The sequence below is a fragment of the Sphingopyxis sp. GW821-FHT10B01 genome, assembly GCF_059415685.1.
In genome coordinates this window covers 549,997-562,293 of record NZ_JBWKNS010000001.1, presented here as the reverse complement: position 1 = coordinate 562,293, position 12,297 = coordinate 549,997, and the positions used below count along the sequence as shown (strand labels likewise).

The window sequence follows — 12,297 nt, the reverse complement described above, 5'->3', positions numbered from 1 at the left end:
CTCTCGAAAAAGGGGGGAGGGCGCGGCAGAATGCGGCCGCGCCCGCCGGTCAGATCTTGAACGCGACCGTCACGCCATAGGTGCGCGGCGGCGCATAGGGCGTCAGGATCTGACGAAACGCGCCAAAATAGGTCACGTAGGTCGGGGTCAGTTCGTCGGTCAGATTCTTGCCCCACAGCGACAATTCCCAACGCTCGTCGGGGCCCGAAAGCGAAAGGCGCGCGTCGAGATTGTCATGCGAAGGCCACAGCTGTTGGGGAATATTGGATGCCTCGAAATAGGCATCGTCGACCCAGCTGTAATCGACGCGCAGCTTGGCCGACAGGTCGCCGATCGGGGTTTCGAATTGGCCTCCGATGTTGAACTTGTTCTTCGGAGAGCGGGGCAGACGGTTGCCCGTGTAGTTCAGGCCCGGAATCGAATATTCGGTGAACTTCGCATCGAGATACGCATAGCTGCCGTCGATCTGGAATCCCTCGAAAGGCCGCGCGACAGCTTCGACCTCGATGCCCTTGATCCGCGCCTTGGCCGCGTTGCTGACGACGACGCAGCACAGCGGGATGAGCTGTGAGACCTGGAGGTCCGAATAGTCGGTGCGGAACGCCGCGACGTTGAGCCGAAGCCGGCGATCGAGCCAGTCGGTTTTCGCGCCGACCTCATAACCCCAGGCGAATTCGGGGTCATATGGCGTTGAAGCGCCCGACGCGGTGCCCGACAATCCCTGAAAGCCGCCGCTCTTGTAGCCCCGCGCGACCGAGGCGTAGAGCAGTACGTCGTCGGTTGCTTTCCAGTTGAGCGCGAAGCGCGGTGTGAAAGCCTTCCAGCTCTTCTTTCCGGTGACGTCGTATCCGCCGATCGATCCAAGCGGCGGGGGCAGGCCCGGGCCGGTGTCGGCCTTGAATCCCGCGAAGCGCCCGCTTTTGCGCTCCCACGTCATGCGCGCGCCGACCGTTGCGGTCAGCGACGGCACAATCTCGAAGTCGACCTGACCGAAAACCGCGACGCTGCGTGCGTTGACGGACTGCGGATAGATGCCCGTCCCCGAACCGGCGGGAGTCGGGAAATCCTGAATCTGTCCTTCGATACGGTCATTGTTTTCCTTGAGGAAGTAGGCGCCCGTCTGCCCTTTCAGGCGCCCGTCCCAAGCGTCGAAAGCAAACCGCAACTCCTGACTGAACTGGCTGTTGTCCTCTTTGCCAAAGCTGGTCGATTCGATTTGCGCCGGCGGATTGATCGGATTGCTGAAGAAGGGCGTGACGAAGTTGAACTTCACCTTGCGCAGCGCGGTGAGCGACGTCAGCGTCCCGAACGGCAGGTCCAGATTGACCTCGGCCGAATAGGTCTGGATCGTCCGCTTTACCTCGCCATCGATATACGCGTTTACGACGCGCGGATCCGGGTTGATGCCGACGCAGTGGATCCCGCCCTGAAAGCTGGTGTCGCAATTATTGTGGCGCGGATTGCCCTTCTGGTCCTGATGCGCGATGTCGGCGCGCAGGATGATGTCGAGCGTGTCGGTCGGCACAAAGCGCAGCGCGACGCGGCCCGTGGTCAGGTTGAGGTCGTTGACGTCGTTGCCCGTCGTTTCGTTATATTCGAAGCCGTCGCGTTGCTTGTGCGACACGCCTGCCGACAGATAGAGTTTGTCGGTCAGCGCCATATTGCCGCGCGCGGTCACGCCGAAGCGATCATAATTGCCGTAAGTGCCCTCGAAAAAGAAGCTCGTCTCATCGGTCGGCTTGCGGCTGATGAACTGAACCAGACCGCCGATCGCATTCTTGCCGAACAGCGTACCCTGTGGCCCGCGCAGCACCTCGACGCGTTCGAGGTCGAGCGCATCGAGGTCGGGGGTACCGCCCCGGCCGGCATAGACGCCGTCGATGAAGACGACCACCGACGGATCGCCGCCAGCGTTCTGGCTGATGCCCGGTGGGCTACCGATGCCACGCATCGCGAAGTTGGTGTTGACTGGATCGACCGCGCTGACCGCAAGGCCTGGGGTGCGGATCGCGATATCCTGCACCGTTTCGATGCTGTTATCGCGAAGCTGCTCGGCGCCGAAGGCCGTGACGGAGATGGGGACGTCCTGAAGCCGCTGTTCCTGCCGCTGCGCGGTGACGATAATGTCGCCGCTCATTTCTTCGGCGGTACCTTGCGCGGCGGCTGCCGCGGGCAGCGCGGCGACCGCCGCGCCGGCCAAGAACAGGACAGACTGCTTTCTTCCGAAATTTGTCATCTCGCGTCTCCCAACACGTTGTTTTTGTGCGTCCCGATCATGCTTGACTCGGGTGCAAATTTACTTAGTGTTCTAAGTAAATACTGATATATAACAGGCTGACTTGCAGCGCAAGAGCGAGCGGAGGACGGGAGTGATGGCGAGGGAGGGCAGGCATGTCGGGCCGAGTGTCGATGCGGACGCCGCGTCGCCGGAGTGGCCGCGTCCGATCTATCGCTGGTACGTCGTCGGCGTCCTCTTGGTCGCCTATACGCTGTCCTTCATCGACCGGATGATTCTCAGCCTGCTGGTCGCGCCGATCCGTGCCGCGCTCGACATTTCGGATACGCAGGTCAGCCTGCTCATCGGGCTCGCCTTTGCGCTTTTCTACACGGTTCTGGGTCTTCCGATCGCGTGGATTGCCGACCGCTGGAACCGGCGGAATCTCATCGTCATCGGGGTGGCGCTCTGGAGCGTGATGACGGCAGGTTGCGGCTTTGCCGGAAGCTACGCGACGCTGTTTTTCGCCCGCATGGGAGTCGGAGTTGGTGAGGCCGCGCTTTCGCCTGCTGCCTATTCGATGCTCAGCGACACCTTCCCGCGCGATCGGCTCGCACGCGCAATGGCGGTCTATTCGATCGGTGTCCCGCTTGGTTCGGGCGTTGCGTTGATCCTTGGTTCCTTCGTCGTGCAGGCGGTTCTTGCGGCGCCGATGGTCGACCTGCCGCTGATCGGGCCGGTCGAGGCGTGGCGCACGATTTTCATCTGGGTCGCGACGCCGGGGCTGCTCGTCTGCCTGCTGCTCCTGACGATACGCGAGCCGCTTCGGCGGGGTCTCCGGGCATCCTCGGTCGGCGATTCTGTAAAGGCGCCGGGCTTGCTTGCATATCTGGCAAGCCAGCGCGCCGCGCTCGGGTCTCTGTTCGCGGGCATGTCGCTGATCGGCCTCGTTATGTACGGCGTCATTGCGTGGGTGCCGACCTTCTTCTCGCGAACCTACGGGATGGACGTGTCGCAAGCCGGCCTGTGGTTCGGTGTCATCATGGCAACGGGCGGCGCTGCAGGGCTGGTGGCGGGCGGGACGCTGGCTGATCGGTGGTTCGCAAAAGGAGTTGCCGATGCGCATCTGCGTGTGATGCGTCTGTCGATCCTGCTCGGCGGGCCACCGTTGCTTGCGGCGGCGCTGATGCCCAATGCGCCGCTCGCCTTCGCCATGCTCGCAATCGCCTTTCCCATGTTGACGATGCACGGCGTCGGAACGGTGGCGCTGCAGTTCATTACGCCGAACGAATATCGGGCCCGCGTCACGGCGCTCTATTTCTTTGTCGTCAACCTCGTGGGGCTTGGCTTCGGTCCGATGTTGATGGCGCTGCTCACGGATCACCTGTTCGGTGACGATACCGCACTGCGCTATTCGATTGCCTTGGTGACCGCCGTGGCACTGCCGCTGGCGGCGATCGTGCTGACCGCGGGGTTCTCGGCCTTTGCCCGCGATTTGACGAAGACGGCGGACGCCACTCGTTGACCCGTGCCTCTTGTGCAGCCGCCGTCACAAAATCAAATGAGTCGAGAATGGATATAAAGAGCGAACCTGCCGGCTCCATGTCCGCCTTTGCGGTTTCCTCACCAAAAGCCGTCAGTCCGCTACCGGCTGGACTGGGTCACCACTTTGTCGGTCAATCCACCTGAAAATGGAGAGCGAGTAGGTGTCGGCGGCATTCAAAAGGCTCGCGGCTCCAATTCCATTTCCGGAACGGCTCGCCGCTCGGTTCCTAGCATGCCCGAGCTCTCCCAGACGATTACGACCGTTTGCTGATACATCTTGCGTCTGACCTCAACAAATGCGCCAAGGATTCTGATAATCGCGCTGTCCGACCCGTTGCAGACTATTTCAACCCGGTCCAGCGATCCAAGAGGTTCGAGGGCGGCATCGACGATTTTGCGCTGCTCGTCAGAAAGCGTCCGGTAGAAACCTGCAATCCCGACCACAGTGACGGTTTTACGTTCGCGGTAGAACTCTGCTGCCACAACGCCGGCGTCTGGACAGGTCACGACCACTCGATCGGAGTTGGTCAGCGGCCCCGGCACTTCATATGCCGTTATCGGCGGCGGAAGCGCAGGGTCAGCGAAAATCAGGGTGAAAGCCGGAATCAGAAACACAAAATTACCTCTGGTTTGTCAACGCTCAGCCTATGGCGCGGCATTCTCGTCCGCAACCGAAGTGAGGCGCGTAAAATCGACCATTCACGATCCACGCCCCAAAGCCGTCAGGCTGTAACGGGCCAGGGAACGCTAACGGCGGTTTGGTTTCGAAGCACGAGGGTCGTTGAAGGCGCGGAGAACCGGTATCTGCCGTATCAGAGGATGGTCTGCGGGAGGGGGCGTCGCCCCTAAAGCCGTCGGACATAGGGGAACCACACCGAGATGGCCGTCCCTTTGCCAGCGGCGGATGACAAGGCGAATGTGCCGCCGATCGCTTCGGCCCTGCTACGCATTCCGCTGATGCCTTGACCGCCAGGTACGATATGATCCTTGTCAAAGCCTGAACCATTGTCCGCCATGGAAACAGCCACGCCGGGGATGCCGTCCCGGGTTTCCTCAACGCACGCCAGTTCGATCTGGTTCGCCCGCGAATGCATCATCACATTGGCGAGCGCCTCCTGGAACAGGCGCAGCAAATGGAGCGAGTTGGTCGCGTCGAGCCAGCCGATCCTTTCGCAACGGTCGACCTTCCAGTGGAGCTTGATGCCCGCCTCGACCAGATCGGGTTCGGCGCGGTGCCGAAAATTCCCGAGCAATGCCACGACATCCCCGGCGAGCGGTTCCAGCGAGTCCACGGTCAGTTTCAGATCGGACAGTGCGCGTTTCAACGTTGCGATCGATGCAGGCGGGTGATTCTGGCGCTCGGCGACTGTTAGCGCGGCGACAAGATTCGACCCGATCCCGTCGTGCATTTCACGCATGATCCGGCCGCGCTCGGTTTCAAGGGCCCGCGCGACTTCAAGTTTGCGCATCTCCTTGTCGCGTTCTTCGAGGGCGACGCGGGCATCCTCCACTCTGGCCTCAAGTTCGGCATTGACGCCTTCCAGCCTGCCAAAGGCGAGGTTGGCGCGTCTCCCGAACGACAGCAGCAGGACAAGGCAGAACAGGCTACCGATATAGGGTTGCAGAAAAAAGCCGAGGCCGTCCCAAAGGCGGCTGTCCCATTGCCGGCCAATGTCATGAACCGTACCAGCGATGATCGCCGCGAGGCACAATGTTATCAGCGCCGCCCCGGCGTTGCGGCTCCGCCACCAGTGGGTGAACAACAGAAAGCCGGTATAGGCGACGCAGGCCACGGCCAGCAAATTCCCGATCGAGTCGGTGCCAAAGGGGCCGGTCCAACCCCATTCAACCGTTACAAACCGGATCAGGCACAGGATCATGCCTGCTGTCAGCAGGATCGCGCCATGGAGTTTCCATCGCGGCAGCCGAACATAAACAAGGCAAAAGGCAAGGCTTGCCGACATCGCCGGATAGACGGTGTAATAGGTCATCGTCTTGAAAGCGATGATGCCGAATGGCGCCCTTACTGCCGTGAAATTATAGTCGCGGGCAAACCACATCAAGCCAAGGATCGCGAGCAGCAGAAGCTCCGTTTCGCCCCGGCGAAGCAGCCAGAACCACAGCGCTGCGGCTGCGAGCACGATCATCGCCAGATTGGCCGCCTGCACACCCGTAATGCGCCAGAAATGCATTCGCTCGTGCCGTGCATCGAGGACGGCGGCCGGGCCAAGATAATAATCGCCGCTGACTAGGTCGTAATTGCTTTCTATCCTGACCAGTAGGTCGTTGGAGCCATCGGCAAGCAAGGATCGGGGCAGGCGCACGATCTCGGGGCGATACCAGCCGAGCGCGCGGTTATCGCCTTCGGTGAAATTGCGAAAAATCTCCTGCCCGTTCAGCAGGACTTCGATCCGTTCATAGTTATTTTCTGTATAGAGTGCGACCGGCCCTGCGGGCAGCCGCCGACGATCGAAACGCAGCCGCAGCCAGAGTGTCTTGGTCGTCGATGTGGCACCCATTTTCTCGAAACCGAAGCCCCGGCGCGCCGCCCCGCGCTCCCATCCGCCAGTTGGTATCTGCGCACTGTCGGTGCGGGCATAATCGGCGTCGGTAAAGCGCAGAACGCCTCTGTCTTCCCTGACAAAGCTGTTGAGCGACGCTGCGGCCGATGCCGGTGCAGGCCCGGCAATCAACAGCAGCAGAAACAGCGCCCTAATTGCGCGTAATAAGGCCCTGGCTCCCCGCTTCAAACAATGCCTCCGCCCTGCTGTTTACTTCGAGTTTACGATAGATATTCTTGACGTGAAAACCAATTGTATTGAGCGAAACGTGCAGGATATCGCCGCATTCGGCATAGGAAAAGCCGCGCGCCAGCAGTTGCAGGACTTCGGTTTCGCGTTCCGACAGGGGCGAGATGGGGGGCGGTAGCGAAGGGGAACGATCCTCGACCATCTGCTCCATGATGCGGCGTGCGATGACCGGCGATATCGGGGAGCCGCCGCGCCGGATCTCCATGATCGCCTCGATGCACGATTCGATGCGCTGGTCCTTGAGAAGATAGCCCCGCGCCCCTGCGCGAATACTGTCGAGCACCTTTTGCTGATCGGCAAACTGGGTGATGACCAATATATCGGTGCCCCGCCCCTTGGCCGCCTCCTTGGCGATCAGCGTGGTGCCATCTCCATCGGGAAGGCCGAGGTCGCACAGCAGCACATCATAGCCGCCCGCATCGACGAGGCCGCTGCCGCTGACCAGGCTGTTCGCCCTGTTGACGACCATCATGCCCGTCGCCGCATTGACCGCATCGGCGAAACGTCCGGCCAATATCGGATCATCTTCGATAATCGCAACGCGGATCACCATCGCCGCCTCCGGTTGTGCCTGTTGGCCGGATGATAGCGGTCAGGTCCCCGCAGTAAACCCACATGAATATGTGGGGCCTGCCCACATGCTCATGTGGGGGCGTCCGCCGCGGTCTGCGCTAACCGCATCGCAGGGTCAGCCATCAGGGGGCAGCGAGCCGAGTAGACCGGCGTTTCCCCGCCTTTCTTGGGAGCGATTGAGATGAGCATGAAGATATGGAAAGACGCAGCGCGGATGGAACTCCGGGCAGCGCGTGCAGCAAGGCGCTGGAAGATCGCCGGGAGCATCGTGGCGCTGTCGGCGGCTTTGGGCGCTAATGCAGCGTGGGCCGACCCGACACCGGAATGCAATACCGCCGACGGACCGGGACCCGACGGGATTTCGGGTAACTCCGACGATATTTCGGGAACAACCGAATGTGGAGCCAATGCCACTGCCGCAGCCAGCTTCAGCACCGCGACGGGAGTAGGCAGTCTCGCGGGAGCTACCGGGATCAGCGGCGCTACGGCAACCGGAAATGATAGCCGCGCGGTTGGCAACTTGAGCACGGCGACCGGAAACAACAGTCGCGCCGAACAGGACGAAAGCACCGCGACCGGCGCGTACAGCACCGCCAACGGCCAACGCAGCACGGTGACGGGCACATACAGCCAGGTGGTCGGTCAGAGTGGCACGGCGACCGGGACCTTCAGCACGGTCATCGGCACATTCGGGACGGCGACGGGCGCGGCTAGCGCGGCGTTTGGCGATTCTAGCAGCGCCTACGGAAATCTGTCGAGGGCTGGGAGCAATGGTGGCGTTGGCAACAGCGGGGCCTATACGGCGCCGACGTTCCAGAACGATCGCGCCACCGCGATCGGCGCCGGGGCCGAGGCAGGCGCAGGGGCGGGCGGGCAGACCGACGCCACTGCCGTGGGTGCCGGTGCGATAGCGAATGCGCGCGATGCCACTGCGACCGGCGCGGGCAGTATTGCCGTGGGCGTCGGCGCCACAGCGACGGGCCGGGACAGCGAGGCGAGCGGTATCGATGCCACCGCCACAGGCCGGGGCAGCCGCGCAACGGAAGACTTCGCAACCGCTATTGGCTCCGACGCGGAAGCCAGCGGCATGCTCTCGTCGGCTTTTGGCAAGAGTTCCAGAGCGACCAGGCGAAGTGCAACCGCCATCGGCCTTTCAAGCAAGGCAACGGGTGATTTTTCGACCGCCGTTGGCACGCTGTCCGAAGCGTCGAGAACCGAAAGCACGGCGATCGGCACCGGCAGCAGAGCGATCGGGGCGCAAGCTACCGCGGTTGGTCAGGGCAGCAACGCCACACAAGTGGGCGCGACCGCATTGGGGCAGGATAGCCAGGCGCTCGCCGAAGACAGCATCGCGATTGGCCGCGCCAGCCGTGCCATGGACCGCTTCGCAACGGCAGTTGGCGGCGAATCCGAAGCGAGCGGGTTGTTCGCATCCGCTTTCGGCAACGCCTCCGGCGCAACGATGCGCAGCACAACCGCCGTCGGCGTTCTGAGCAAGGCGACCGCTGACTTCGCCACGGCGGTGGGCATGTCTTCCGAAGCATCGGTCATCGAAAGCACCGCGTTGGGCACAGGGGCCAAGGCGCAGGCCGCTGGCGCCGTCGCCCTCGGGCAGGGATCGATCGCCGATCGTGCCGACAGCGTATCGGTGGGTCAGGTCGGGCGCGAGCGTCAGATCGTCAACGTGGCCGCAGGGACGCAGGCGACCGATGCGGTCAACAGAGCCCAGTTGGACGTGGTGGAGGCCAAGGCCGACGCTGCGCAGGTGACGGCCAATTCGGCGCTGGCGGCGGCGGGCGCGGGCGCTGGAAGCGCGACCGCCGCGCAGGCCACGGCCGACGCTGCGATCGCCAACGCGGCCGCTGCCCAGACTACCGCCGATACCGCACGCGCCGAAGCGGCAGCGGCACAGGGGACGGCCAACACGGCGCTCGCCAGCGCTGCAACCGCGCAGGGTACGGCTGATACCGCACGCACCGAGGCGGCTGCGGCACAAACCACTGCGACCGGTGCCGCAACAAACGCCAGCGCGGCGCTGGCCCAGAATGTTGTGCAGGAAGGACGAATCACCGCAGTTGAGGATGTCAACACGGTGCAGGGTACGCAAATTTCGGCTGCCCAGACGGTCAACACAACCCAGAATAGCCGGCTCGTGTTGCTCGAAACAACCACCTCGACGGCCATCCCGGCGTTGCAGGCGCTGACCACAACCCACAGCGCCCAGATCGGTGAGCTATATGCGATTACCGATCGTGACCGGCGGGATGCACGGCGCGGTACCGCCACCGCAGTAGCGCTCACGGCAGCCCCGATGCCGTCGGAGCCCGGCAAGACGAGCTATACGTTCAACCTCGCCACCTTCCGTGGGGAACAGGCGGTTGGCGCGTCGATCGCCCATCGCTTCGATACGGGCGCGCCTTTCGCCTTCACTGCTGGTGTTTCCTATGCCGGCAAAAGCAATACCGCGGTTCGGGTCGGCGTCGCCGGGGAGTTCTAGGCTCCCACCGCCGCGATCATACTCCCGGTACGGCGACGGGGGCTGTGTCAGCAGCCACGTCGCCGTACCGGCGCTTCCCCTTGAACTGCGATGGTGATGGCTGCCTCAGTTCTTCCGGCGCAGCTTTCGACAGCGCGGGCGGGTGGTATGACGCGGAACAGAGGTTCAATTCTGGTTCCGGCCGACGTAATTTCGACTAGGCGGTCAGCCCTTGTTCCATGAGTCAGAAGATTGCTTTGCGACGATGCTTGTTTTCGCGTCGGCACGCTGATCGAGGCGCCCATCGTTGCCGCTTTAGCTTATTTGGTAGAGCACATCATTCGTAATGATGGGGTCACAGGTTCGAGTCCTGAAGCACCATCCTCCCTGAAATCGTTGAAAATAGTGTCTTACCGGACGATTGTCTGCCGACTGTGGCACCGTCGTTGTCGAACGATGGCCCGTCTCGCACTCGCCTGACCGTTTCAGAATCATGCAAGATGCCTCTGCCGCGCATGACTCGAGGATGTCACACAGAAAACAGATTGGCTGTGGCGGCGAGGCGGATTGATCGATATCGGCATGGCGCGCCGGTCCATCTGCGAGAGCTCGCAGGCAAAATATGCCTCGGCCGGTTTTTTGCGCACAGCTTCATATCCCGTCGCCGCACCTGCGGCCCGAAAGATGGCGTCCGAGATCGAGGGCCGTTTCAAGAGAATCGGCGAACAGGGCATTTCAGATTCAATTACTCCCGCACGCCTTGGAGCGCGTCCGATCCCGCCATCTCGATCGGCAGTAGCAGGGCGAAGACGGTGCCTTGCGGCCCAGACGCCAGTTCGATCACGCCGCCGATCGCGTCGGCTCGGCGCGCCTGATTGCCCAAGCCGCGGCCCTGTGTCTTGCCAGCCGGGTCAAAGCCGCTGCCGTTATCGATGATTTCGACACGGGCCTGCGCATTGTTCATCCCGGTTTTCAATATGATTTCGGTGGCGCCAGCGTGCTTGATTATGTTGGTGAAGGCTTCCTGAAGGATGCGCAGGATGTGGAGCGAATGGCGCTGGTCGAGCCAGAGGAGTGGAGGCAGGTCGACGACCTCCCAGCGGAGCCGGATGCCCGTCGCTTCGAGCCGCGGCTGGAGGCGGAAGCGGAGCGTGCCGAGCAACAACAGCAGATCGGTTTCAACGGGCTCCATCGAATCGATGGTGAGTTTCAGATCATCGATGCAGCTTTTCAGCAGCTGGGCGATGTCGGCCTCGTCAATGCGGCCGTGCTCAACGACGCGCAGGGCGCTGACCAGCGACGAGCCCAATCCGTCGTGCATGTCCTGCATCAGTCGTTGACGCTCCTGAAGCAGGACCTCGCGCCGCTCGATCTCGCGCAGCCGGCGATGGCTGGCGGTGAGTTCCGCCTCGCGCGCCGCAAGGCGATCGGCCAGCACGATATTGGCCTGCTCGATGTCGCCCATCGCCTTGGTGTAGCGGCTGAGCATGATCTGGCAGAAGGCGACGATCATTCCGACCTGCGCATAGAAGGTGAGGAACAGTCCTTCGATATCCACCAGATTGTTTTGAAGCATCATATCATAGCCGCCGAGCAGGACGGCGAGGACGCCGCAGCCGGCGAGTACACACCCCTCGGTCGAACCCGCCCGCCAGCTGCGGTGGAAGCCGAAGACAAGGGCGAGACCACCTAGCGACGCCATCGTGAGATACATGATCGGGGAGATGATCGTCGCGTCGAAGGTTCCCGCGAAAACTGGGAGTGTGACGAGCGCGAACAGCCCGCACATCAGGCTCAGCGCTGCGGTGAGCAGGGGCATGCGACGATGAATGAGGCGGGTCAGGAACAGATGGACGATCAGGACCATCCAGCCCATCGAATTGACCGTGAGCCAGCCGAACCAGGCATCAGAAACGGGGAGCCGGTCGAGGCCCATATACGCATGCATCAACCGCAGGAAGGTGGCCACGGTCATCGCCGCGAATAACAGGTAGAGCGTCTCGCGCCGGCGCCGCAACCAGACGAGGAAAGCGAAGACACCGGTCGCGAGAAACATACCCGAGCTGATATAGGGCAGCTCGGTCTGGAAGAAGCTGCGCACCAGATAGCTTGCGCCGAGCTGGTCATAGGTACCGACCCACATGGTCGACAGCGCGCCGCCGATGCCACGGACATGCCGCATGCGGATCAGGATATCGCGCGGCGGCTCGGTCTCCGCAGCGTCTTCGAGCGCGAGCCACAGCGGGCGGTTCGAACCGTTCCACTGCAGATTGGCGTGCGACTGGTAGAAAAGCCGTCCATCGACATAGATCGCGATCTCGCCGTCGGTTTTCCAGCGCGGGATATAGAGATAGGCGCCGCGCGGGACCGGATGGGCGGAGTCGAGGTGGACATGATACCAAGTGGTCCGGGTCGGGAGGCGCGCGGCATCGCCGGCCCCCGGCAACGTGTTCGGCCGGGGGGCGTGAGGCAGCTCCACCATCCGCCATGTCCCCGCGATCGCGCGTTTGTCGGCGGTGCGTGAGGGCGGGGGATAGCCTTCGCTGTTCTGGACGAGGATCTCGGCCCGGGTGAGATGCAGGCCTTCGGGACGGCTGACCCAGTAAAGGCCGGACAAGAGCAGAGCGACCGCACCCAAATAGAGCAGGAATACGCGCAGTCGGCGGTCCAGCTGCATC

7 protein-coding genes and 1 tRNA gene are annotated in these 12,297 nt (G+C 62.6%); 3 read left to right on the top strand and 5 right to left on the bottom strand.

Going from position 1 to position 12,297, the window contains the following annotated elements:
• Positions 1–49: 49 nt before the first annotated feature.
• Entirely contained in the window at positions 50–2,200 is a 2,151-nt protein-coding gene (locus AC07NV_RS02375) for a TonB-dependent receptor (RefSeq protein WP_495164733.1), read from the bottom strand.
• Between the two features lie 172 nt (positions 2,201–2,372).
• Here AC07NV_RS02375 and AC07NV_RS02370 point away from each other — a divergent pair, with 172 nt between their 5' ends.
• Positions 2,373–3,740, top strand: coding sequence for a spinster family MFS transporter (locus AC07NV_RS02370; protein ID WP_495164732.1), 1,368 nt, complete (start codon positions 2,373–2,375; stop codon positions 3,738–3,740).
• Positions 3,741–3,934: 194 nt separating this feature from the next.
• Here the strand turns inward: AC07NV_RS02370 and AC07NV_RS02365 are convergent, their stop codons facing one another.
• The 3 genes from AC07NV_RS02365 to AC07NV_RS02355 form a co-directional block, all read right to left on the bottom strand.
• Positions 3,935–4,375 (bottom strand): hypothetical protein, encoded by a 441-nt coding sequence (locus AC07NV_RS02365; protein WP_495164731.1) that lies wholly within the window; start codon positions 4,373–4,375, stop codon positions 3,935–3,937.
• 230 nt (positions 4,376–4,605) lie between these two features.
• On the bottom strand, positions 4,606–6,453 hold the full coding sequence (locus tag AC07NV_RS02360; RefSeq protein WP_495164730.1) for a sensor histidine kinase: 1,848 nt from the start codon (positions 6,451–6,453) through the stop codon (positions 4,606–4,608).
• 19 nt (positions 6,454–6,472) lie between these two features.
• Positions 6,473–7,123, bottom strand: a complete 651-nt coding sequence (locus AC07NV_RS02355) for a response regulator (protein WP_495164729.1) — start codon at positions 7,121–7,123, stop codon at positions 6,473–6,475.
• A 207-nt stretch (positions 7,124–7,330) separates the two neighbouring features.
• Between AC07NV_RS02355 and AC07NV_RS02350 the strand changes: the two genes are divergently transcribed.
• Together AC07NV_RS02350 and AC07NV_RS02345 are read left to right on the top strand one after the other, a co-directional pair.
• Positions 7,331–9,640, top strand: coding sequence for a hypothetical protein (locus AC07NV_RS02350; RefSeq protein ID WP_495164728.1), 2,310 nt, complete (start codon positions 7,331–7,333; stop codon positions 9,638–9,640).
• A 291-nt stretch (positions 9,641–9,931) separates the two neighbouring features.
• Positions 9,932–10,000 (top strand) — tRNA-Thr (locus AC07NV_RS02345).
• A 364-nt stretch (positions 10,001–10,364) separates the two neighbouring features.
• Here the strand turns inward: AC07NV_RS02345 and AC07NV_RS02340 are convergent.
• Positions 10,365–12,296 (bottom strand): sensor histidine kinase, encoded by a 1,932-nt coding sequence (locus AC07NV_RS02340; RefSeq protein WP_495164727.1) that lies wholly within the window; start codon positions 12,294–12,296, stop codon positions 10,365–10,367.
• Between the last annotated feature and the right edge of the window lies 1 nt (position 12,297).

Bases quoted from the DNA above. Each gene is read 5' to 3' on its own strand.
- AC07NV_RS02370 (WP_495164732.1), top strand. From the start codon at position 2,373: ATGGCGAGGGAGGGCAGGCATGTCGGGCCGAGTGTCGATGCGGACGCC.
- AC07NV_RS02355 (WP_495164729.1), bottom strand. From the start codon at position 7,123: ATGGTGATCCGCGTTGCGATTATCGAAGATGATCCGATATTGGCCGGA.
- AC07NV_RS02350 (WP_495164728.1), top strand. From the start codon at position 7,331: ATGAAGATATGGAAAGACGCAGCGCGGATGGAACTCCGGGCAGCGCGT.
- AC07NV_RS02340 (WP_495164727.1), bottom strand. From the start codon at position 12,296: ATGCAGCTGGACCGCCGACTGCGCGTATTCCTGCTCTATTTGGGTGCG.